The organism is Candidatus Lariskella endosymbiont of Epinotia ramella (genome assembly GCF_964019805.1).
GTDB lineage: Bacteria > Pseudomonadota > Alphaproteobacteria > Rickettsiales > Midichloriaceae > Lariskella.
The window spans coordinates 124471-148928 of sequence record NZ_OZ026472.1 but is presented as its reverse complement, the minus strand read 5'-3'; the positions used below and the strand labels follow the sequence as shown (position 1 = coordinate 148928).

19 protein-coding genes, 1 tRNA gene and 1 pseudogene are annotated in these 24458 nt (G+C 35.2%); 13 read left to right on the top strand and 8 right to left on the bottom strand.

The window, feature by feature from the left end:
* Nucleotides 1-6: 6 nt before the first annotated feature.
* Both AACL20_RS00595 and AACL20_RS00590 read left to right on the top strand, forming a co-directional pair.
* Nucleotides 7-342, top strand: a pseudogene (locus tag AACL20_RS00595) (IS630 family transposase); the annotation flags it as partial.
* 53 nt (nt 343-395) lie between these two features.
* Complete coding sequence (locus AACL20_RS00590) at nt 396-704, top strand: transposase (RefSeq protein ID WP_410519923.1); 309 nt, start codon at nt 396-398, stop codon at nt 702-704.
* Nucleotides 705-878: 174 nt separating this feature from the next.
* Here AACL20_RS00590 and AACL20_RS00585 read toward each other — a convergent pair whose 3' ends face one another.
* The 4 genes from AACL20_RS00585 to AACL20_RS00570 all read right to left on the bottom strand — a co-directional run bounded on the left by AACL20_RS00585 (nt 879) and on the right by AACL20_RS00570 (nt 4387).
* On the bottom strand, nt 879-2141 hold the full coding sequence (locus tag AACL20_RS00585; protein WP_339052235.1) for a TolC family protein: 1263 nt from the start codon (nt 2139-2141) through the stop codon (nt 879-881).
* A 65-nt stretch (nt 2142-2206) separates the two neighbouring features.
* Entirely contained in the window at nt 2207-3646 is a 1440-nt protein-coding gene (gene murC / locus AACL20_RS00580; protein WP_339052234.1) for a UDP-N-acetylmuramate--L-alanine ligase, read from the bottom strand.
* Between the two features lie 22 nt (nt 3647-3668).
* Nucleotides 3669-4037 carry an IS1 family transposase gene (locus tag AACL20_RS00575; RefSeq protein ID WP_339052646.1) on the bottom strand — a complete coding sequence of 123 codons (369 nt, stop codon included), beginning with the start codon at nt 4035-4037 and terminating at the stop codon, nt 3669-3671.
* Entirely contained in the window at nt 3944-4387 is a 444-nt protein-coding gene (locus AACL20_RS00570) for a hypothetical protein (protein ID WP_339052233.1), read from the bottom strand. The genes AACL20_RS00575 and AACL20_RS00570 overlap by 94 nt, the downstream gene beginning before the upstream one ends.
* Nucleotides 4388-4530: 143 nt before the next feature.
* On the opposite strand from AACL20_RS00570, the gene pdhA reads away from it, so the two are divergent.
* The 5 genes from pdhA to AACL20_RS00545 all read left to right on the top strand — a co-directional run bounded on the left by pdhA (nt 4531) and on the right by AACL20_RS00545 (nt 11136).
* The gene (pdhA, locus tag AACL20_RS00565; RefSeq protein WP_339052232.1) at nt 4531-5538 is read left to right on the top strand and encodes a pyruvate dehydrogenase (acetyl-transferring) E1 component subunit alpha; all 1008 of its coding nucleotides are present in this window, start codon (nt 4531-4533) and stop codon (nt 5536-5538) included.
* Between the two features lie 1227 nt (nt 5539-6765).
* Complete coding sequence (secF, locus tag AACL20_RS00560; protein ID WP_339052231.1) at nt 6766-7680, top strand: protein translocase subunit SecF; 915 nt, start codon at nt 6766-6768, stop codon at nt 7678-7680.
* Between the two features lie 376 nt (nt 7681-8056).
* Nucleotides 8057-8980, top strand: a complete 924-nt coding sequence (locus tag AACL20_RS00555; protein ID WP_339052230.1) for a D-alanine--D-alanine ligase — start codon at nt 8057-8059, stop codon at nt 8978-8980.
* On the top strand, nt 8962-9882 hold the full coding sequence (locus AACL20_RS00550) for a cell division protein FtsQ/DivIB (RefSeq protein ID WP_339052229.1): 921 nt from the start codon (nt 8962-8964) through the stop codon (nt 9880-9882). Before AACL20_RS00555 ends, AACL20_RS00550 begins: the two co-directional genes overlap by 19 nt.
* Nucleotides 9883-9888: 6 nt before the next feature.
* A complete protein-coding gene (locus tag AACL20_RS00545) occupies nt 9889-11136 on the top strand; it encodes a phosphoglycerate kinase (RefSeq protein WP_339052228.1) in 1248 nt (415 codons plus the stop codon).
* 334 nt (nt 11137-11470) lie between these two features.
* Here AACL20_RS00545 and AACL20_RS00540 read toward each other — a convergent pair.
* Nucleotides 11471-11546, bottom strand: a tRNA-Met gene (locus AACL20_RS00540).
* 352 nt (nt 11547-11898) lie between these two features.
* Between AACL20_RS00540 and AACL20_RS00535 the strand changes: the two genes are divergently transcribed.
* Nucleotides 11899-12654: a methyltransferase domain-containing protein gene (locus AACL20_RS00535; protein ID WP_339052227.1), complete on the top strand. Its 756-nt coding sequence runs from the start codon at nt 11899-11901 to the stop codon at nt 12652-12654.
* On the top strand, nt 12636-14651 hold the full coding sequence (gene mutL, locus AACL20_RS00530) for a DNA mismatch repair endonuclease MutL (RefSeq protein ID WP_339052226.1): 2016 nt from the start codon (nt 12636-12638) through the stop codon (nt 14649-14651). Before AACL20_RS00535 ends, mutL begins: the two co-directional genes overlap by 19 nt.
* Before the next feature lie 207 nt (nt 14652-14858).
* Here mutL and AACL20_RS00525 read toward each other — a convergent pair.
* Nucleotides 14859-15964 (bottom strand): IS3 family transposase gene (locus AACL20_RS00525; RefSeq protein WP_339052645.1). Its coding sequence is split into 2 segments (ribosomal slippage): nt 14859-15691 and nt 15691-15964, totalling 1107 coding nucleotides; the frame shifts between segments, so codons are not numbered across the junction.
* A 44-nt stretch (nt 15965-16008) separates the two neighbouring features.
* Here AACL20_RS00525 and AACL20_RS00520 point away from each other — a divergent pair.
* Nucleotides 16009-17120, top strand: a protein-coding gene (locus AACL20_RS00520) for an IS3 family transposase (protein WP_339051915.1) whose coding sequence is annotated in 2 segments (ribosomal slippage) — nt 16009-16288 and nt 16288-17120 — 1113 coding nt in all. Because the reading frame shifts where the segments join, the coding sequence is not laid out codon by codon here.
* A 408-nt stretch (nt 17121-17528) separates the two neighbouring features.
* Here AACL20_RS00520 and yihA read toward each other — a convergent pair.
* Nucleotides 17529-18161: a ribosome biogenesis GTP-binding protein YihA/YsxC gene (yihA, locus tag AACL20_RS00515; protein WP_339052225.1), complete on the bottom strand. Its 633-nt coding sequence runs from the start codon at nt 18159-18161 to the stop codon at nt 17529-17531.
* A 577-nt stretch (nt 18162-18738) separates the two neighbouring features.
* Entirely contained in the window at nt 18739-20139 is a 1401-nt protein-coding gene (lpdA, locus tag AACL20_RS00510) for a dihydrolipoyl dehydrogenase (RefSeq protein WP_339052224.1), read from the bottom strand.
* Between the two features lie 906 nt (nt 20140-21045).
* Here lpdA and AACL20_RS00505 point away from each other — a divergent pair.
* The 3 genes from AACL20_RS00505 (at nt 21046) to AACL20_RS00495 (ending at nt 24450) form a co-directional block, all read left to right on the top strand.
* Nucleotides 21046-22272 carry an aspartate kinase gene (locus tag AACL20_RS00505; protein ID WP_339052223.1) on the top strand — a complete coding sequence of 409 codons (1227 nt, stop codon included), beginning with the start codon at nt 21046-21048 and terminating at the stop codon, nt 22270-22272.
* A gap of 771 nt (nt 22273-23043) precedes the next feature.
* Complete coding sequence (ndk, locus tag AACL20_RS00500; protein ID WP_339052644.1) at nt 23044-23454, top strand: nucleoside-diphosphate kinase; 411 nt, start codon at nt 23044-23046, stop codon at nt 23452-23454.
* Between the two features lie 426 nt (nt 23455-23880).
* Nucleotides 23881-24450, top strand: coding sequence for an NAD(P)H-dependent oxidoreductase (locus tag AACL20_RS00495; protein WP_339052222.1), 570 nt, complete (start codon nt 23881-23883; stop codon nt 24448-24450).
* Nucleotides 24451-24458: the final 8 nt, after the last annotated feature.

The window sequence follows — 24458 nt, the reverse complement described above, 5'->3', positions numbered from 1 at the left end:
AGAAAGGTCGGTGGTAAAAAAGGAAGAATAAATGTGGAAGAAGTTGCAATATACGTAAATAGCAAGGCTGATTTTATTTTATCCAAAATGGGAGCACATTTTGGTATGAGTGCATCAGGTGCATTATATTGGCTTCGTAAGCTAGGCTACAGTTATAAAAAAACCTACACGTATGTGGAAGCAAGTGAAGAAAAGCGCAAGTCCTACCAAGAAGTCATAAAAGGGATGCCGCCTCAAAATCTTGTATATATAGATGAAAGTGGCATTGATATGAATATTTGCCAAGACAGAGGATGGTGCAAGAAAGGAGAAAAGCTCGTTTGTAAGAAGAGTGGTAAATAATTACGAAAGAACTAATATTATATCTGGATTGGTCAATAATAGACCGATAGCGCCTGGAATTTAATGGCTCTTGTAATACAAAATTATTTGAAGCTTGGGTTGAAGAGTTTTTGATAAAAGAACTAAAACCTGGACAAGTTGTAGTAATGGATAACGCTACATTCCATCGTTCACAAAAAACTAAGGATCTAATTGAATCTGTTAGTTGCAGAGTAATTTTTCTGCCACCTTACTCTCCTGATTTGAATCCTATAGAGAAATTTTGGGCTAATATGAAACGATGGATCAAACGTAAAACTAACACAGTTGATAAATTATATAATGCTTTGGTTCAATTCTTTAATACGCAAACCTCAACTTAATTTACCATAACTTAACAAAACCCATAAGGTTTTTGGTTTTTGGCAATTTTACCACTTTTCCTGCAGGATTTATGTGCATCATCACTACTTACAATCAAGATAAATCCTATGTTCTTTAGAGTTAGTCAGGCGATAAGATTCATATAACTAAAATTTGCGCTGTTGGATTGTATGCTACTTTGAAGAGAGCTTGGCAAAATCTAACTTAGCAAGACTACCCATATAATTGTGCATCTGAAATATTGCAAGGACCAGATCTCTCTCCGCCTTTTTCATACTTGCTTTTGCTTTTGCAAGGCTAATCTCTGCAGTAAGAACATCAAGGGTAGTTTTTGCACCAGCCTTATATTCTTCATCAGCACTCGCAGCTGCATCCTGCGCCGCCTCTAAAGCTTCTATATTTGAGACTATGCTATACTTTGCAACCTGATACCCTGTCCAAATTTTGACTATATTTTCATTCACGTTGCCACGCGTATAATCAAAATCAAATTCCGCCTTACGTTTTGTATATCTCTTTTCACGTATATCAGTTACAGTCAAGCCTTTATCAAAAATTGGAATGCTCACAATAAGCGCAACATTTGAACCGTCCTTGTTCTCAAGACTCCTGGCCGCATTGCTCTTCGTTAAAGATCCTTGAAGCTCTACTCTTGGCAATAGCTTACCTGTAGATTCTGCTACAGCGTACTCCGAAGCCTCAAGATTCTTTTTAGCAATAAGCAAATTTGGATTTGCATTATTTACTACAGCGGCAAATTCATCCATAGAGCTTGGGACATCTAATATAGATGCATTGATAGATCTTAAATCCTCATCTGGCAGAAGTCCTATCGTATAGGCAAATACTGATTCAGCAGATAACATCTCGCCACGCATCTTTTCCTTTTCTGCGACTGCTTCTGCAACATTATACTTAGCAGTTGAAACGTCCGTCCTTGTAAGCTCTCCAACAGAAAACTTGAGCTCGGCAGTTTGCAAGTGTTTCCGCATTGCTTCTTCTTTGCTAATGGCTATTTGATACAATTGCCTTGTAAGGATTACATTCTCATAAGCTTCTATAGCCTTATATATAATGTTATCTCTAGTACTGATAAATTTTGCCTCTACAGATTCAATTATACTGTTTGTTTTATGAACTGAAGAAAGTGTTGTTCCTCCAGAAAATAATTCCTGAGAAGCGACCAACTGACCTTGCTGACTTGAGCCATAATTAGCAAGTGGATTATTATTGTATTTCATTTCGGAAAGTGTGCCCTGTGCGTACACTTGTGGCAAGAACCCAGACATAGCTTTCAACTTATCAAGCTTACGAGCCTTAAGCTCTTGCTCAGCGGCTAAAAGCGCATTATTATTTTTCTGCGCAGCTATCACAATATCAAATACATTTTGCGTTGCATTAGCATCTCGCACAGCAGTACATAGCAAAAAAATCATTGTTACTATGAGTAATCTAGTACTATACATCGTAAATCTTTAAAAAATTAGCATACTTAACAAAATCACAGCGAAGAAAGCTTAGCTGGCAAGCTTCTTGCCCAGGATGTTATATCTCCTGCACCAAGAAACACAACCAAATCTCCGTAAGAACACAACCTCTCTATTATATAAGGTAAGTTTTCATGCTTATCAAGATATTCTACTCTTGTTTCTAGCCTAATTTTTAATGATTCTATTAATTTTTTTGTATTAAATATCTCATCATATGGTTCACCAGCAGAATATACATCAGATATCAGAACATGATCGGCATAATCAAATGAGATTAAAAACTCATCAAATAATGCTCTGAGCCTGCTATACTTATGTGGTTGAAATATTACACAAAGTCTCCCGCCACGGATATCGGCTATCTTCCTTGCTAGTTTTAATGTTGCTTGAATTTCTTCTGGATGGTGAGCATAATCATCTATGATTTTTAACCCGCTAAGATCTGCAACCTCAGTAAATCTCCGCTGCACTCCTTTAAAACTTGCTATGGCTTTCCTTATTATTTCAATAGGTATTTTCAGTATCAAGCCTACTGCAATAACAGCAAGGCAGTTCTGCACATTATGCTCACCAAGCACAGAAAGCTTTAAGTCACTTATCATCACACCAGCTTTCATACTACACATCTTAGAAAATCTTTCGCTGAGGGAAACATCGAAAACTGACCCTGTCTCTAAAACATTTATAGAAGAAGCAGACAAATCAAATTCTCCTTCTCCTATACCATAACTGATAATATTCGCATTATTTAGAGAGTATGAAATTTCCTTTAGATTTTCATTGTCATGACATAGCACAGCAAAGCCATCACTTGGAACTGATACAATAAACTCTTTGTATGCAGCCTTTAAATTGTCAAAACCACCGTGGTAATCTAGGTGTTCTTTGTCAATATTTGTCACAACCTTTATTTGCGCAGCAGTCTTCAAAAAACTACCATCGGATTCATCTGCCTCAAAGACTGCTATATCTCCACCGCCTTGAACAACATTACTAGCAAAGCCATTCATAATACCACCGTTCACTATTAGAGGAGTTTGCCCTGCCTCTACAAGCATATTGCCTATCAGTGCTGTAGTAGTTGTCTTGCCATGAGTACCGGAAACTGCTATTGAATAATAATTTTTGACTATCATAGCAAGCATATCTGCACGAGAGATAACTGGAATTCCAGCAGACTTTGCAGCAACCACTTCTGGATTTTGATCTATAATCGCAGTTGATCTTACAACCAGATTAACACCAGTTATATTACTCGCAACATGTTCATAAAAAACCTTGATTCCATCGTTTTCCATGTCTTGAGTCAAGTGACTGCGCTTTGCTTCAGAACCTTGAACAGAGCACTTTAAGCTATTTAAAATATTCGCTATGGCACTCATGCCTATTCCACCGATACCTATCAAATGGACTTTATTAACACCTTCTGGTAGTTTTATTTTGCGCTGCATAAATAACAAAATTAGAGAGTTTTCACATAAAGATAGATAAGGTTTGTTCTTGATATTGTGTAAATATTTGTGGTGTTGTAAGAGCGCACCAAAGCTTGATGGATCCGTAGACCATTGACTCCTTCTTTGAAACGATCTTAGTACGCCGTGTCATTCTGCCTAAATGATGTCGCGTGTTACTATTATCTCTCTCGATAGATACTGTGCCAGACTTGCCAATCGTATGACGCTTTTTTGGTAAAACTTTAGAAAAAGCATTCCAATCATCCGTATAAAAATGACATTCTTTCAGATGACTCACTTTGTCGTAGAGCTTTTGGAATGTTGCAGTATCACGATTGCCTGTAACCCATGCAACAGTTCTCCTTGTGCTACGATCAACCGCCTTGATGATCCAAAGCTTGTTTTTTTTGAACCAATAAAATGCCACATCTCGTCAAATTCCATCTCCATAATATCCGAAGAGATGATTGGCTCCTGAGTCTTGTTCATCGCCTCTACTAACCAGCGATAAATTATGGACGGTGAGTGTCCTAATATCCTGCCTAACATAGAAAAAGAGGCCTTGCCAAGGCTATATAGCATAACACATAGTGCTTTCTTAACGGCTGTTTGAGGCTTTTTGCGCAGATCGCCCTCAACAAAATTTAGAAGGCATGATCTGCACTTATAACGCTGTACACCCCTCACAATGCCGTTTTTTATAAAGCTATCGGAACCACATCCCTTACAACAAACCATAAAACCACCATTTAGTTCTTAAAACAGTGATCATATCATATCTCTATCTAATTGTGAAAACTCTCCAAAATTATTGCTTTACAAGCTATGCTTCTCCACTTACTATTGCCTCTTGAGATAACATTTCTTTTGTTTTCAGCAAGATGGTACAAGAAAATAGCGCTGTTGTCGATCTCAATTTATTGAAACCTGCATATCGCGATATGCTGCTACTGCGCAGGTTTGAGGAGAGAGCTGCACAACTTTATGGCATGGGTTTAATAGGCGGGTTTTGTCACCTTTATATAGGAGAAGAAGCCGTCGCCGTTGGCATAAAAAGTACTCTTCAGGAAGGTGATGCCATGATAACAAGCTATAGAGATCATGGTGTGATGCTAGCAACTGGAAGTGATCCAAGTTGGATAATGGCTGAATTATTGGGAAGAGCTGGTGGCTGTTCAAAAGGAAAAGGCGGCTCTATGCATATGTTTGATACTAAAAACGCATTTTATGGTGGGCATGGAATAGTAGGCGCCCAAGTTCCACTTGGAACAGGTCTAGGTTTTGCTTTCAAATACAGAGAACAAAACAACATTGCAGTTACAATGTTTGGAGATGGAGCGGCGAATCAGGGGCAGGTATATGAGTCATTTAATATGGCAAAACTTTGGAATTTACCTGTTTTATACGTAATAGAGAACAACGAATATGCAATGGGAACTTCTGTCGCAAGGGGGTGTAGTACTGTAGAACTCTATAAGCGTGGAGAATCTTTTGGCATTCCAGGCATGCAAGTTGATGGTATGTCATTCCTTGCTGTACATGAAGCATTTACCAAAGCCTGTGAGCATGTTAGAAGTGGCAAAGGACCTATCATAGTTGAAACAAAAACCTATAGGTATAGAGGGCATTCTATGTCTGACCCCGCAACTTATAGAACAAAAGCGGAAGTAGAAGAATATAAAGAACATAAAGATCCTATTGTTGCTCTAAAAACTTACATGCTCAGCAATAGATTAGTTAAAGACGACTTTTTTAAGGAAGCAGAGAAACAAATAAAAACAATAGTAGATAAAGCAATAGAATTTGCAAAAAACAGTCCTGAACCAGATGAGAGTGAACTTTATACGGATGTTTATTTTGAATCTAAGCATTCAAATAAAAATTTCTAGCCCTCTAAAAAAGAGCCAATAGCAGAAAAGTGTTGCCTTCAAATGGCGATTTAGTGAATGACTTGCAGTACTATTTTCCATACAAAAAGCGTTGAATGTTACATTTTGAAAACTTTAGGAAAAACTCTTCTGGCTCAATTTTCTCATGCATTGAGATGGATTGCAAATTATAAAATAATTGGTAATTTGTGTTACTAAAAATCAATTTCTGATACCTTTCTTAAAATTAAAAAGTATGATGTCTCTACAAAACGTGATTAGTTTTTTGCATACATCATAAGAGTATGCTAATAGAAGTAGCAATATACATATACCGCAGGTAAATAAAGAGTTGATATTTATTAGACTTCTTCTTCAAACGCTTGTTCTAGTTATGCGAGGTGCAAGTAGCATACGAGCGCGCGGGGAGGCAACAAGTGTACAAGAAGTACATGAGTATTAGAATAAAGGCTAAAGATGCGACAAAGCAATGGGCCCCTGGAACAAATGTTTGCAGAAGGAGTTTATTGAATCTAGCAATTATATTCAGTTGATTTATGCGTGAAGTAATCAATTTAGTTAAACAGTCTGCATTTGTATGTTTTAATAATATGAAGGCTGTAATTACAGTGCAGTTGCTAGATCTTCTGCGCAGTGTTTTATACATTTATCTGTTACTACAATTTACAGATTCCACTATCAATATGGAAGAGTCGGCTGATCTTGCAGATTTGGTTCATGCAAATAGCAAAACTCAGCCTTTAATTCTAATAGTACTTGTTTTCTTGGAAGCATTCGTTGCAGCTATTGTGCGCTCTTTGCAAACTGGAGTGATAGTATTAGATAATAAAGATCCACTTTTTATACAAAAACTACTTAACTTCGTCAAAACCAATTTATTTAATCTAGCACAGCTATACTTTGTTATATCTTTATTCTATGGCATAGGAATATTTATATTCCCACCTATCACTATATTCGTAGCAACAGCATGTGTGTTTAGTGATTTCTTCGTAATATTTAATAAATCTTCTGTATTTCATTCCATATATTGCAGCTTTCATTTTGTCAGGCAGCATCTCGCCTTTATCTTAAAATTTGGTTTATTATTCTTTGTATCAATTTTGTGCGTGCAGTTTTTTTTATTTTCTAAAATACTTGTTTTGATTATAATGCACATGATTTACATTGTAACCAGAACAGCGCTCATGTTGTTCTTCTTAAAAAACGTATCCAAGTAACTGTTGTATGTCTTTTCCTATATCCATTATTCCAAGTAAACTAAACGTGGATTTTGTGGGGAAAAAACACTATGCGTTTATATTTAGCATATTGCTAAGCGCTTGTGTAATATTCCTTTTATTTTTCAACAGCCTGAACCTCGGTATAGACTTCACCGGAGGAATGATTTTTGATATAAGGTCTGACAAAAAAATTGATATAGATTCGCTCAGAAAAACTCTTACATTAAATAAATATGAAAATAGTACTATACAAGAAAGTGGCAATAAATCTGTAATAATCAGATTGCGTATCGATAAAAATAGACAGCTTGAAGATGTTACATCTTTCAAAGATCTGATTACTCAAAATATAGAAAATGCAGAGTTTAACAAGATAGATTATGTTGGTCCTAAGGTCGGAGAAGCTCTGGTCCATAAAGCGACTTTAGCTGTACTATTCTCATTACTTGGTATAATGATTTATATAGCACTGCGCTTTGACTTGCGTTTTGCAGTTGGCATTACAGTTGCGTTGTTTCATGATGCACTCGCAACTCTTGGATTTTATATGATGACCCGATATGAATTTGATCTAACATCCATAGCAGCTATACTTACGGTTGTTGGATATTCTGTTAACGACAGTGTAGTTATATATGATAGGATTAGAGAAAACTTGAACAAGCATAATGGAAAAACCCTAATAGAGGTCATTAATAGAAGCATAAATGAGACGCTATCTAGAACAATCATGACAGTTTTGACTACACTTCTTGTGTGTCTTGCTTTGATATTGCTCGGTGGCTATCATCTTAGGGGCTTTAGTATGGCAATGTTTTTCGGAATTGCATTTGGAACATATTCATCCATCTATATTTCTGCGCCTATCCTAATCATGATTAATAATTTTTATGGATTGAAGAATACAAAGAAAGTTTGATGGTTTTATGTGTTAATCATATGAAAAATTTCATATGATTAGGCGCTGCCGGCAAAGTCACTTGCGCAGATTTCTAGCCTGATTTTCAAGTATTACTTCGTTAATTTCTTTGCAAGTATATATAAGTATTTGACTCAGAAATTAACTGGTATTCTAAAAAATCATGCAATTTAAATCCTAAAAAAGCGTGCACTGACCTTAAGCGCAGTGCCTATATACCGCACGTAAATAAAGACTTGGTATTTATTATGTACATATGAAATTAGACTTTAAAAAGAGCTATTAAGAGTAAGGGTCATTTTGACACCGGCTAATTTTGAAAAGTATGACGAATATAAATGATAGGTATCCATAAGTATTGGAGGTGAATTAACAAGTGCGTATTTTAATTCTTGCAGGTGGGCTAGGAGCAGAGCATGATATTTCTATAATGTCTGCTGCAAGTGTAAAGACTGTTCTCGAAAACATGAAATATGATGTTCTGCAGATAGATCCAGGACAAAATTTGCCTGCCGAGATTATTGCTCAAAGGCCAGATGTCGTCTTTAATTGCTTGCATGGTACATACGGGGAAGATGGCTCTATTCCTGGACTCCTTGAGGTGATGCAAATTCCATACACACACTCAGGAGTTATGGCATCTGCCGTTGCAATGAATAAAGGAATGACCAGAAGGATAGCCCAATCTCTTGGTATAAAAATGCCAGAACATGTAATGATCAGAAGTACAGATCTCTTTAAAATGCTAAGCAAAAAAGAGCATCCTATGACATTCCCTTACATAATTAAACCAGTTGAGCAAGGATCTACAATAGGCGTATTTTTAGTAAAAGATCATAATTCCCATCTACCAATTGCTGAGGATTGGCATTATGGAGATGAAATATTAATTGAAAGATATATTCCAGGGCAAGAAATAAGTGCAGCTGTAGTTTCCGGCACTGCGCTTGGCGCTCTTGAACTGAGGCCAAAATCAGGATTTTATGATTATCAATCAAAGTATACAGATGGAGCTGCAAGTCATATATATCCAGCTGAAATTCCAGAAAATGCTTATAAAGAAGCGCTAAATGCCGCTGAAGTGATGCATAATGTTCTTGGCTGCCGAACAATTAGCAGAAGTGATTTTAGATATAACCCAGAGGAAGGGGACAACGGGCTTTATTTCCTTGAACTCAATACACATCCAGGATTTACCACTCTCTCGATTTTGCCAGAAATAGCTGCTCACAATGAGATCTCGTTTGAAATGTTAGTGATGCAATTACTAAATGATGCAATATGCGAAAAAAGGCCATAAAACCACGTATTCGTAGTGCTAGACGCACCTTGAATCCAAAGATTTCAAGCAGGAAAAAAAAGAGTTATAATTACATACCAAGTATAATCAAACTTTTAAAGCATTGTATCACCATATCTGCTGCGCTATTTGCTATAAATTCCGTTATTCCGCTGCGCACCTTATATTTTGATATGATAGGCTTCTCTCGCTTTTTATATTGCGACTACTTTACTGTGAAAAATATTGAGATTCGAGGCAACCTAAGACTATCTAATAAACAAATCTTGGATCACATCAACTTATCTTTAGCTGACCTTTCTCAGAATATCCCGTATACTCATAATGAAGCAGGAGAAGAAAAAAGTGATTGCAACTTTAAGTGCGGTCGAAATAATAAGATCTGGAATATATCGCCATATCATATCAAATCTTCTTTGGAAGAATTCAACGTAGTGAAAAGTGTAAAAGTACGTATTATATTACCTAGCACAATTGATATTGAAATTAATGAAAGGATCCCAAAAGCAATTTGGTGGCATGGTGGCAAATTCTTTCTAATAGACGTAGATGGCAACGTCTTGCAAGAACAGTTTATCCCACTACCAACTGATTATATAATTGTTGTTGGTGATGAAGCAAATGCTACTTTCATTCAGGCGCTAAAGATAATTGATGAAACACAATTTAAGGATCAGATTTCTTCTCTACAATTTATAGGAAAACGTAGATGGAATATTCTTTTAAAAAATGGTCTTATGGTTAAATTACCAGAAAATGATATAAAAAAAGCTGCATCTCTTTTCGATTCGAAATTAAAGGATTATATATTAAAACGTGGAGATGTGAAATGTCTTGACCTTAGGCTTGCACCTGAAAGAATATTTTTAAAATTTAATAAAGTTAAATCTGTTGGGAATTAGTGTTATATGAAGAAAATGGCACAATACATATGTTCTATAGAAAATGCGGACTGCAATAGAAAAACCGTTTTGGTACGTGTTGATCTAAACATATCGATGCATGAAGGTTTGGCCTGCGACTTAAGTCGATTGTTGCAAATCAAAGAAACTGTACTTTCTTTAATCAAAAAGGAAGCAAAAGTTATATTGATCAGCCATTTTGGCAGACCAAAACAATATTTATCACTATCTGAACAACATTCTGAAATACCAGATACAATTTCTGACATGTCACTTGCAAAGGTATTACCATATTTATCTGAGGTTCTGGAATGTGATGTTAAGTTCGCTAGCTCATGTATAGGAGAAATTGCTAAAAAAGCGGTAAATGAGCTAGATTTTGGACAAGTTTTATTACTGGAAAATCTTAGATTTTTCCATGAAGAAGAAGCTTGCGATCTGAATTTTGCTAAGATGCTGGCAGATCTAGCTGATTGCTATGTAAACGAAGCATTTTCCTGTTCGCATAGGAAACATGCTTCAATAGTTGGTGTATGTCGCTTTTTACCCTCTTACTCAGGAATTGCTTTTAAAAAAGAATTAGCATTCTTACAAAATTTGATTGATGTGGAGCAAAAACCTAGCATGCTTATAGTTGGTGGTAAAAAAGTTTCCACAAAACTAAAAGTATTAAACAGTATTATTCCTAAGTTTGAGAGAGTTTTCATAGCAGGCGGCATGGCAAATACTTTCTTAAAAGCTTCAGGTTTTGACATAAAAGATTCTTTTTTTGAACCTGAAATGCTAGTTCACGCTCAAAAAATACTGGCAACCTATGATGATAAGATCATATTACCTTCAGATTTTGTTGTTCAAACTTCAGATAATACAATAGAAATATGCTGCTTATCAAACATACCGACAGGCGCAGCAATAATGGATATAGGCCCTCAAAGTCTGATAAAAATCAGTCATACCATTGAAGGAATGGAACAAATTTTATGGAATGGACCACTTGGCATATTTGAAAATCCGTATTTTGACAACAGTACAAAATTCATTGCCAGATACATTGCATCTTTGACTATGCTTGGTGGTGTAATTAGTATAGCAGGTGGTGGTGATACTATGGCTGCCATCAACTCTGCCGGTGTATTAAAAAGCTTTTCATATGTTTCTACTGCAGGCGGAGCATTCTTAGAATTCTTGGAGAATGCAACACTACCAGGTATTTTGGCACTTATTTCAAAGAATTATAGTATTGAAGATGCTTAAGCCAGATAGCACCTCCGCCAGAAGCCTCAGAAGCAGTATAAAATGACGCCCCGAGTGTCAAAATGGTGTTTTAAGTTCGTAAGAAAATGTTATAATAAGCCCAAAAATCTTACGGATTTTGTGAAAGTAAATTGCAGCATAAGGCCAATTAATATATCCGAAAATTAGTGCAGGACAGTTCTCAAGGCGAATTTTTGTACATTTAACTTTCTCTGCAAAAGTTTATTTGCGCAGCAAATAATTTTTTGCTGATGGACTATATACGTTTAAGCTTCAGAGATTAAATTCGGGAACTGCATGATTAAACGACGAAAAGAATGTCGAAGAGGTGACATGGTGGGACCTGCAGGATTCGAACCTGCGACAACACCGTTATGAGCGGTGCGTTCTAACCTCTGAACTAAGGTCCCATATAGCAGAATAAATCAAAGCCAGGCTTCAATAAAACAAAATAGAACGAGCCAACAGAAGAGGGATCAGTGGAAGTTTATATCAATAAATACATCTCATGTCTACTAATTTAATCAGCTCATGTCTGAATTCAGAAAAGAGCTTGTGAAAAGGGCCTGTGTATAATGATGTAACTTCTCATACAGAAACAGGAAATTTTATTTATAGCTAAAGTGCTATAAAATATATATGATACGCGAGTATTTTAGAAAATTTTTATTTATAGATAAGACAGTAAAAATGAGTGTTATAAACGAGTATTTTATACTGCTTTAGATATATCGCATTATTAATCTATAGTTTGAGCTATAAATGTCGTACAAAAATACAGTAGCAAAAAACTTTGATATAGGTTCTTATAACTATGACAATATAGCACATGTGCAAAATCGTGCTGCTCAAGAGCTGGTGCAAAAGATAAAAGATTTTTGCATACTTAAAAACTGCGCTTCCGTACTTGATATCGGAACAGGAACTGGAACAGCATCTCAATTATTATGTGATATTTTGCCAAACGCTACTTATTATTTGAATGATATCTCAGTAGAAATGCTAAAAGTTGCAACTTCTAAGTTCAAAACCCTTGGTGTTAAATTTGAAGTTGTATATGGAGATGCGGAAATGATGCATTTTCATATGGTAGATTTGGTTATATCAAACTTTGCAATGCAATGGTTTTATGATATCGAAAGTACACTTTTAAATTTGTCAAAAATAGGAAATATCATAGCGTTTTCTATGCCGATACGAGGTAGCTTTCAGCATTTAGAAGATTTTTATAAACAGTATAACGTACCTTCAAATATTTCAAACTATCAATCATTTGACGAAATTGTAAAAATTTGTTTAAGTTTAAAACCTCTACACTATCAATTTGATAAAATTAGATATAATGTGTCCCACCCTACTCCTCTGCATTTCATGCGGCATTTAAAAAGTCTCGGAGCAGGAACAACAAAGTATGACGTGCCAAAGAAAGTATTATATCAATTTGCTAGAAATAAAGAGTCTTTTATTGCGAATTATGATGTGTTTTTTGGAATTTTATTATGCAATCATCTAAGATAAAGTTTTTATCGGAAAAAGCTATTAATCAGATAGCAGCAGGAGAAGTAGTAGAGCGGCCTATATCAGTCGTGAAAGAATTAGTTGAAAATTCTTTAGATTCTGGCGCCACCTCAATCAAAGTCGAAATTATAAGTGGCGGCAGAAACTTAATTAGAGTTTCGGATAATGGATATGGAATTATAAAAGATGATCTACATAGAGCAATTAAGCGTCATGCAACATCTAAACTAGATGAAGAAGACATAAGCAATATAACAAATCTTGGATTTAGAGGAGAAGCTCTGCCATCAATTGCATCTGTCAGTAAAATGCGCATTACCAGCCGTCATAAAGATGCAAATGAAGCTTGGGAAATTTACATAGAAGGTAGTAGCGAGTCTGATGTTAAGCCAGCGGCAAGACAATCCGGAACCACAGTCGAGGTAAGAGATCTATTCTGTTTTACTCCTGCTAGATTAAAATTTTTAAAATCTGAGAATCATGAAACATCTGCATGTGTAGATCTGATAAATAGATTTGCTATATCTTTTTATCACGTATCATTTGAACTCATCATAGATGGAAAAAGATATATAGAAGCCTGCGGTACTGATGGATGTATATCAAGTGATAGCAGTAAATTATTATCAATTCTAGGCAAGGAGTTTGTAGATAATTCTGTATTTTTCGAATTTTCAGAAAGTGGTCACAGAGTTTTTGGATATACCTCAATTCCAACTTATAATCACGCGACATCAAATAAACAATTTATATATGTTAACAATAGAGTTATCAAAGATAAATTAGTTGTATACATCATTCGAAATGCATATAGAGATCTAATCCCAAGCGGCAGATATCCATCTATTATCCTTTTTATAGAACTTCCATTCTCTGAAGTAGATGTGAATGCCCATCCTACAAAAACTGAAGTGCGTTTTAAAAACGAGAAATTATTGCATAGCTGTATCACAAAAGCGATAAGAAGTGCTATAGCTGCAAGTGGTCCACGTTCTTCGACTGTAATTGAAGAGAAGGCCATATCCTATATAAAAGCTCAAAATTCAGAGATTCTGCAAGATAATATTAAGCTTACTGCTAGTGATATTTTTACAAAAAAAGAGTTAAAACAGAGTGAAAATGAGATAGACAACTTAAGTGCCGCAAAGCAAATACCGAACACTGGAAAAATGCACGATATTTTAAGTGAAGATAGCAGACTAAAGCGCTTTACTAACCTGCCGCAACCCAGTAGTAACAAAGTAGTCACTTCTAAAGACCTTGAGATATCTCAAGGCAGCATTCCATTTAGAGATAGTATGCGAATGCCTGAAGTACACATTAAATCTCAAGATATTTTAGACGCACATGATAGCACAGCGCCCGTGAAAAGCAGCGTCAAAATTTCAACAAGCAACGAAACATTAGACAAAAAGCAATTTCTAGGTTTTGCAAAGTGTCAAATTAATAACATGTATATAATCGCTGAAAATTATGAAGGCATTATCATAGTTGATCAGCATGCTGCGCATGAGAGAATAACGCTACAAAAATTGCGAGCTCAAATCAAAAATGGTTGCTTGGAAATGCAGTTAATGCTTGTGCCAGAGGTTGTAGAACTTAGACCAGCTCTTGTGAATCAAATACTAGCTAAAAAATCTGAGCTTGAGAGATTTGGTTTTTTTATAGATCGTAACGGTGCTGCTCAAATTGCTGTGACTCGCGTTCCCGCAATTTTACCAGAGAGTGTAGACCTCAAAGGCTTAATGGTCGATTTAGCAGAGCATATAGATGAGTTTGATGATATTGCAGTAGTAGATGCAAAGATAGAAAAAATATTGACTACTATAGCTTGTCATAACAGCGTTAGAGCTGGTAGAAAGTTGAGTATTGATGAGATGAACGCTGTGCTTAGAGAGATGGAAACAGTGGCATTTAGTGGACAATGCAATCATGGTCGCCCAACATATACAAAATTCGCACTAAAGGATTTGGAAAAAATATTTGAACGCATGTAGTAGGATATAATGGCCCCAAGAAACGAACCAGAAAAAATAAAACAACCGATTTTTTGATAGTAAAATGAATCAAAAATAGGATTAAGTTAGTAGTATGAGTAAAAAGAAAAATTATACGGCTGAATTTAAGGCAAAAGTGGCTCTAGATTATACTGCACCCTTAATTCAAACCATTTGTTTTAAATGCTCCGATTTTTTAGCAAAAAATTAGCTTAAATATATAGAAGCTGGTGTTCTATATTTTAAAGCTTGATGTAACCTTTTGTTGTTATACCAAGGTACAAATTCTTCTATCCTTTTTTCCAAGCTGCCTATATCATCAGGTCTATAATAATAGATCACTTCTTGCTTTAAAGTTCTCCAAAGTCTTTCTACATATATATTATCAAAACACCTGCCAACATGATCCATACTGATGCTTACATTTTTTAGTTGTAATTTTTGTATAAATTCACTGCTGGTATATTGCGAACCTTGATCAGTATTAAATATCTCTGGAACTCTTGTTGCCAATGCCCTTTCTAATAATGCTATGCAAAATCCTGCTTCCAGAGAATATGATAAATCATAGCCTATAATATATCTACTGTGTAAATCAATAATAGCCGTGAAATACATGAACTTGCCATTAATTTTTATATATGTAATATCACTTGCCCATACTTGATTTATCCTATTGATTTCAATTCCTGATAGTAAATAAGGATAAATTTTATGTTCAGGATTCTTTATAGTAGTATTTCTATAGCTCTTAGGATATAAGCCTTCTATCTCCATTTCTTGCATTATTCTCAGTACCTTTTTAGCATTGATGATCTTACCTTGGTTATGCAAATCAGCTGTTATCTTGCGATACCCGTATCTACAATCTGATAATAAATAAATTTCCCTAATGAGATTTGCAATCTCACTTTCATCACTTATCACTGGCTTGTAATACAACTTAGTTCTAGGAATATTCAGCAACTCAGCTTGTCTTCTTATAGAAATATCAGCACAAATTTCTAACATATTTTTTCTCTCTTCATAATTTATTTCTGCAATTTTTTTTTGAGAAAATTATTTTCAATGCTTATCTCGCCAATAATTTTATGCAATTTTTCTATTTCTTGCTCAGAGAGTTTTTGCTTTTTTGTATACTCACTTTCTGGAATAAAAAGCTGATACAAATCCCTGATAGCCTTATCTTTCCAGTCATATAAATTAGTTGCAGGAATTTTGTATTCACTACATATTTCAGCTTTCCCCTTTTGACTTTGTATGGCATCTATAATGGCCCCAAGAAACGAACCAGAAAAAATAAAACAACCGATTTTTTGATAGTAAAATGAATCAAAAATAGGATTAAGTTAGTAGTATGAGTAAAAAGAAAAATTATACGGCTGAATTTAAGGCAAAAGTGGCTCTAGATGCCATACAAAGTCAAAAGGGGAAAGCTGAAATATGTAGTGAATACAAAATTCCTGCAACTAATTTATATGACTGGAAAGATAAGGCTATCAGGGATTTGTATCAGCTTTTTATTCCAGAAAGTGAGTATACAAAAAAGCAAAAACTCTCTGAGCAAGAAATAGAAAAATTGCATAAAATTATTGGCGAGATAAGCATTGAAAATAATTTTCTCAAAAAAAAATTGCAGAAATAAATTATGAAGAGAGAAAAAATATGTTAGAAATTTGTGCTGATATTTCTATAAGAAGACAAGCTGAGTTGCTGAATATTCCTAGAACTAAGTTGTATTACAAGCCAGTGATAAGTGATGAAAGTGAGATTGCAAATCTCATTAGGGAAATTTATTTATTATCAGATTGTAGATACGGGTATCGCAAGATAACAGCTGATTTGCATAACCAAGGTAAGATCATCAATGCTAAAAAGGTACTGAGAATAATGCAAGAAATGGAGATAGAAGGCTTATATCCTAAGAGCTATAGAAATACTACTATAAAGAATCCTGAACATAAAATTTATCCTTATTTACTATCAGGAATTGAAATCAATAGGATAAATCAAGTATGGGCAAGTGATATTACATATATAAAAATTAATGGCAAGTTCATGTATTTCACGGCTATTATTGATTTACACAGTAGATATATTATAGGCTATGATTTATCATATTCTCTGGAAGCAGGATTTTGCATAGCATTATTAGAAAGGGCATTGGCAACAAGAGTTCCAGAGATATTTAATACTGATCAAGGTTCGCAATATACCAGCAGTGAATTTATACAAAAATTACAACTAAAAAATGTAAGCATCAGTATGGATCATGTTGGCAGGTGTTTTGATAATATATATGTAGAAAGACTTTGGAGAACTTTAAAGCAAGAAGTGATCTATTATTATAGACCTGATGATATAGGCAGCTTGGAAAAAAGGATAGAAGAATTTGTACCTTGGTATAACAACAAAAGGTTACATCAAGCTTTAAAATATAGAACACCAGCTTCTATATATTTAAGCTAATTTTTTGCTAAAAAATCGGAGCATTTAAAACAAATGGTTTGAATTAAGGGTGCAGTATAGGACACGAAATTGTACGTACTGCTTTGGTAAAAGCGTTATGCAGTCTGTCCGTCAAAAATCGATTTGTGTGCGCAAATAAATTTTTGTGGATAAGTAAAATGTGCAAAAATCATCACAGGACTCAGCACTGCACTAATTTTTGTATATATTATTACTCATGTGCTACGCACAAACACTGATTTCACAAAATCCGTAAATTTTTGCGCTTATTATAATATTTCCTTACGGATTTAACACACTATTTTCTAACTCTAAACACCATTTAATACAGCTTTTGAGACTTTTGATGCGTATAAGTGAGATATCAACTCTTCATTTACCTGCGAAACATACATAGATGATTACTTACTATTTTGATAAGTTGATAGAGAGAGTATTTAGTATTTCACCGCGCATATCGCAAAAACCTTCCACAGATTTACTTGATGAGAGCAAGACATTTGGCTTTATGAATGCTTCGTTTTCTATAGATTTGAGGATTTGCTCCTGTGTGTTTTTTACTGCTGTTTGAGATATGCGGTCACATTTTGTCAGCACAATCTGGGTAATTGTTCCGCACTCTCTAAGAGTTTCTATTATCTCAGCATCTTTTTTTGTAATCCCAAGTTTTGAATCTATTAACAACATTATTTGCTTTAACTGTGCTCTGAGCAGACAATATTCAACCATTAATCGTTGCCAGTTTTTTATTATTGACTTAGAAGCTGATGCATATCCATAACCAGGCAAATCAACAAGTATGAAAGTGTTTCGCACCAAAAAAAAGTTTATCTGCCTTGTGCAGCCAGGTGATCTAGAAACACGCGCCATTTTCTTGTTCCCAGTAATAAGATTAATCATGCTAGATTTACCAACATTTGAGCGTCCAACAAATGCTATTTCTGGGTATATTGGAATATTCAATCCATTAAGTGTTGTTGTGCCTGCAATAAACTTTGTATACTGAAAAAATCCCTTTAGTAAACCATCATCTCTAAGCATTTGTCTCCATATTTCACTTATAAAATATCCATAGCACTGATAATAAAGTGCTTAGGTACTGCCTTCATAAGTCACCTGCGCTGACCTTTTTGGCCTGATTTTTAAGTATTACTTCGTTAATTTCTTCGCAAATAATATATAGTACGCGCCTTGCATTCTAAAACTAAGTGCACCAATCTATCGTACAGCCTGGAGAATATCTTCTCTAGGCTTTCTGAAATTAAGAATTTTCCTTGGTGTATTATTTAGATTTTTGCATATTAAGTCAATGTCTGCCTGCGTAAGTTTTGGGCATTGCTAACTAAAGATAGATATCAGCAAGTCTTTATTAAAAAGCATTAGGATAGAGTTATAGATCATATCTATGGCCTTACTGTAACGTTTGGTTTTACGATGAAACCTGGCTAAATAGTGCCGTATTAATGAGTTGAATGATTCCACTAAAGACGTTTCTGCCTTAGTAGAATAGTGCTTTTTAGCAATCCTAAATTTTTCATAAACGTCGTAATGGTACATGATATCTCTATCTCGTAGCTACTTTGTAATCACATGGCCATCGGAAGATAGGATGGACTATTTATATATGTATTGGCTTTGAGAATGCAGCAAGCGCAGCCTCTTTTACTGCCTCACTGAAGCCAGGGTGAGAATGGCTTGTTCTAGCAATATCTTCAGATGCGGCTTTAAACTCTATTCCAAGAGAAATTTCTGTGATCAGCTCACCAGCACACGGTCCTATTATATGGGCACCTAACACTTCATCAGTTTTTTTACACGCTATTATTTTTACGAAGCCTTCCGTTTCAGCAGTTGTTCGAGCTCTACTATTTGCCACAAATGGGAATTTCCCTATATTATATTCAACTCCTTGTGCTTTTAATTGATCTTCTGTTGCTCCAACGCTTGCGATTTCTGGATGTGTATAAATGACGCTTGGTATGGCGCTGTAGTTTACGTGCCCATGTTGTCCTGCAATTATTTCTGCGACTGCAATGCCCTCTTCTGAAGCTTTATGAGCAAGCATAGAGCCTGATATTACATCTCCAATGGCAAATATGTTCTCGCGTGATGTCTTGAAAGAGCTATCAACTGGAATTTTGCCATATTTATCTAAAACAATTCCTACATTTTCAAGCGCAAGTCCCTCTACATAGGCTTTTCTTCCTACAGCAACCAGTATAACATCAGCTTTTTTTGTCTCTATATTGCCATTGATCTCTATGTTAAGTGACACAACATTATCATTAATACTTGCTGAAATAGCTTTGGTTTTCAGTAAGAAATTGATACCTTGCTTTTCAAGTATTTTTTGAGCTTCTTTAGCTATTTCTGTATCAGAATTTCCCATTATTTTTTCTGCGTACTCTATAATAGTCACTTTTGCTCCTAGTCTTGACCAAATTGAGCCCATTTCAAGACCTATTACTCCGCCACCAAGTATTATCATCTCACCTGGTACAGAAGGTAATGCAAGAGCCCCAGTGGAAGAAAATATAAATTTCTCATCTATTGCTATGTTTGGTAATGAAATTGGCTGAGAGCCTGTGGATATTATAATGTTTTTGCCTCTTATAGAACTTTCAATGTCATTCTGTTTCTGTGTTATTTTAATTTCATTTGATGATATAAAACTTCCGCGACCTTTAAATAAAGCTACCTTGTTCTTCTTGAAAAGACCTTCTATGCCCTTGCCTAGAGTTGATACTATAGTATCCTTACGTTCCATCATCTTAGATAAGGAGAATTCTACAGAAGTGCAGGATATGCCGTGTTCTTCTAGTTTATGTAAAGTCTCATAATATTTATACGATGAGTTTAAGAGCGTTTTTGATGGAATACAGCCTTGATTTAAACAAGTTCCGCCAAGAAAATTTGATGTATCTATACAAGCAACGCTCTTGCCAAGTTGTGCAGCCTTAATTGCAGCAACGTAACCACCTGGGCCAGCTCCTATTACGATGACATCAAAATCTTGCATAAAACGCTCCATATAAAAATAAGTAATTTATCAGCGGTAGATTTCACTGGCACTTGCAGATCTCAAATGCACTGAAAAGCTTTATGACCTCGCTTGAAGTGTAAATCTATATTTCACGAGATCGATAAGTTTTTAACACAGAGTTTATGTGTAAACAATTGCAACATTCAAATTCTACTATGCATTTTTGTATTTTGTATACAAATTCCCTATTAGAATAAGGCATTCTTATACGCTTTGTGACGATATCCACTACTATCTCGTTAACAGCTCTATAAGTCCAACGACCATGACACTTTGGACAGAGATACTTCAATATTAAGTATAGAATTGCTATAAGAAATACTATAAATGCTGCAACTGCAGAACTTAAAAGAGCAATAAAATAATCAGCTATATATTGAGAGTTTGAGGCAAATATTTTATAGCTAAAAGAGGTAACTATAAAGACAGCAAATAAAAACACGCTTAAGTAAATGCCACGTTTATAAGATTCGTCTCTTATTTTTTCCACTTCTTTGTATTTCATGAATAATTAGTTTTAGACATTAGATATCAATTCTCAAAAAGAACTGTGGTGGTCGTTCTATATAGATGCATAGCTAAGCACTGTAAGCGGTGCTTAGGTACAAGATTAGCACTAAACATAGGTCGACTTTTGGATGGTATCATATAGATAATGCGTTATACATAACTAAATTTCATTGCTTACTTTTTTGTTATTTAATACAACCTATGTATTTTAAAATTATTAAGATTTGCAAAGATATCGCCGTTGTGATATTGCGTATTGACACTGCATGCTACCTTTAGATTTATTTTTAATGAGCATGTAAAATGCTCTGTTTCATAATAATTAGCAGGGTTTATGGATAACAAATTTTCAATTTTCACGATGTAAAGTTTGTGCAAGTAGTTGTAAAGAAATTTGGAGGAACGTCTGTTGGCAATATCGAGAAGATAAAGCGTGTTGCTAACATAATTAGTCGTTCTTTGAAAAGTGGACAAAAAGTGGTCGTTGTCTTATCTGCAATGTCCGGGGTAACAGATTCTTTAATTGAAACAATACGCAAAGTTTCAGATTTGAGTTCTCCTGATACATCTTTTGAATATGACTCTATCCTCTCATCTGGAGAGCAAGTTAGTGCGGGACTACTTGCACTTGCGCTACAGTCTATTGGCTTAAAAGCAAGGTCATATCTTGGCTGGCAACTTCCAATAAAAACTGATGGAAATTTTTCCAGTGGAAATATAGTTGAAATAAATACGGCTCCAATACTTCAGTCTCTCAGCATCGATGAAATCCCTGTAATATGTGGCTTTCAAGGGGTATATGAAGGTAGAATTGTAACATTAGGGCGCGGCGGGTCAGATACAACAGCAGCTGCCATTGCGGCCGCACTTAATGCAGAGCGATGTTATATATACACTGATATATCAGGTGTTTACACATCAGATCCAAAAATTGTAGAAAAAGCAAATCAGATAGAAACGATTGCTTATGCAGAGATGCTTGAGATGTCTATGACGGGTGCAAAAGTTTTGCATCCAAGAGCTGTTGAAATCGCAATGCGCTCGAACCTTAAAATGCAAGTATTATCAACTTTTGATAATGCGCCGGGAACAATACTGGTGAGTGATTATAATACTAGTAGTAAAAATTACATAACTGGTATAGCTGGCCGAAGTGATATAGCGGTTCTAATGTTGCCATGTGGTGACATAGTGGACTCCTTAACACAAAAAATATACAAGCTTTTCGAGTATCATTCTTTATATACGGAAGTATTGCAACTAAGCGCGCAGAGCCTGAGAGCAATGAATTATTTGGTGTTTATAGTCAATAAGTCAGAAATAAACAAAGTACAGCAAGTTTTTGCTTCAGAATCGCAGCTTCGTGGCATGGAATACACATTAAATACGTCGGTCGCAAAAATTGCTATAGTAAATACTAATACAAGCAAGCAAGATTCTATATTACAAAAAATGTTTCAAATCTTATCAGAAAAAGGTATAAATATTTTAGCTACTACCATCTCGAAAGTAAAGGTGGCTGTTTTGGTAGATGATATACATAAAGAATTAGCCATGCGCAGTTTGCATACTGCTTTTGGTTTGGATCGTGAGGAGTGAGCGGTAAACTATGAACAAATTCAATTTTTACATAAAACTTTTGATTATTGTCTCAATGTTATCTCTTGCATCATGCAGGTCAGATCCTTCAGCTTACGATCTGAAAAGCCCTTGTGCGGCAAGTGAAGATGGATTCTACGATAACGCGCCTTGTGTTAGGAAGAGGCCATCTGAAAATTATATAGCATAATCTTGTAGAAAATTTCGTTGTTTTAAGCTATAATTCCATCCCATATGTTTTTTGGCTTATGGTTGGTATGTGCGCTTTATTTATTCATTTTCTATAGAAAGCAGCATCTGGGCACTGCTCACCAAAGTCACTTGCGCAGATTTTTTGCCTGATTTTCAAGTATTACTTCGTTAATTTCTTCGTAGATAGATATATATAAATATTTGCCAAAAATTAACTTGTAGTCTAAAAAATCGTGCCATGAAAATCCTTTGCACGTGTACTTACTTAAGGCAGTGCCTAGTACTTAAGTCTGTAAAGTAGTGTTGTTTTTCAAGCGTTTTTATTTAACGTATGGACAAATTATTCATGATGCAAAACTAATATGTTTGAAATGATGCTGATTTTTGAGTTATGATCATTTTATCTAGAGCATGATCTATTTAAAAAATTAGGTTTTGTGATGAAGCAGAGGCGAAATTGCAAAAAGTAGTTCGGCAGTACCTAGAGCGTTTTTAATGCAAGTAGCATGAGATTTATGCTATAAACGCGGCAGAAACATCAAAAAGTTATTGATTAAAATTAAAATTTTACTAAATCTAATGATAGAACAAACGTTATCCATTATTAAACCTGATGCAATCAGGAAGAATTTAAGATCTGCAATCAATCAAAGATTCTTAGATGTTGGGCTGGAAATTGTCGCTGCAAAAGAATTGCATATGACGCAAAAGCAAGCGGAAGATTTTTATGCTGTGCATAAAGAAAGGCCATTTTTCGGCGAACTTGTTGAGTATATGACTTCTGGACCTGTTGTTGTGCAGGTTCTCTCAGGGCCTGGTGCTGTTGAGAAGAATAGGCATGTTATGGGCGCTACAGATCCAAGTCAGGCTGAGCCAGGAACAATTAGGAGGGATTTCGGAGAAAGTATAGGAATCAATGCAGTACATGGCTCTGATTCAAAAGAAAATGCTATGCAAGAAATCCGATTCTTTTTTGGTGATATTGTGTAATATCCAGCAAATATAAAGTTCATATTCCTTAAAGCGATTTTGACTTTTATTTAACTGATAATCGTATAGGAAAAATGGTCGTGCAAAAGGATATATACCACAGGTAAATGAAGAGTTGGTATTTATTAGATCCTTTCTTCAGACGCTTGTTTCGGCAGCCAGTTGCTTGGCCGCATCCGTGTTTTGGATGCTTATGTATTTCTTGTACACTTGCGCTTCCTCGCGCTTTCGTATGCTTCTTGCGCTTGCCTAAACTGGAAGCGAGTTTTAATAAGAAGTCTGTTATATGTATACGAAGTTAGACTTCAAAAAAGCTAGGAAGAATTTTGGTGCATGTGTATACCAAATACATAGAAGTACTTTGACAGTGCCAGTTTTGAAAAGTATGACTTTGTTACCAAAGGGAAGGATGAATATACGTTATTTATGGGAGAATATATGAAGATTTTAGCTTTTGCCGGTAGCATACGATCTGGTTCTTTGACTGAGCATGTGCTTGATTTTGCTTTAGACAATATACGCAAAAAAGAAGGTTATGCATTAGAGAATTTCAGACTGGCAGATTTTGACATTCCGATGTTTAATGACATAGCGCTTAGCAAGTTGGAGAGAAATGCTGACATACTAAAGCTGCTGGAAATGACGCATTCAGCTGATGCAATCTTGATCGCATGTCCTGAATATAATGGCTCGATACCAGGCTGTTTAAAGAATCTGATAGACTGGTTATCGTTCAACATTTTTCAGGAAGAAGGTTATATTCAACCATTCGTTGGAAAGATTTGTGGAGTTTTAAGTGCAAGTCCTAGCCAATTTGGTGCAGTTAGAGCAGTGCTTCATCTACATGATATTCTGGTGCATCTAAAAAGTGTTGTGATGCCAGAATATCTGTGTTTACCTCGCGCTGCAGTTGGTAAGATTTCTGAGAGTGATATAATGGCGCTGCACTCATATTCCAATAATTTTATAAATTTTATAAGAAAGCATAAATCCTGATATCTTAA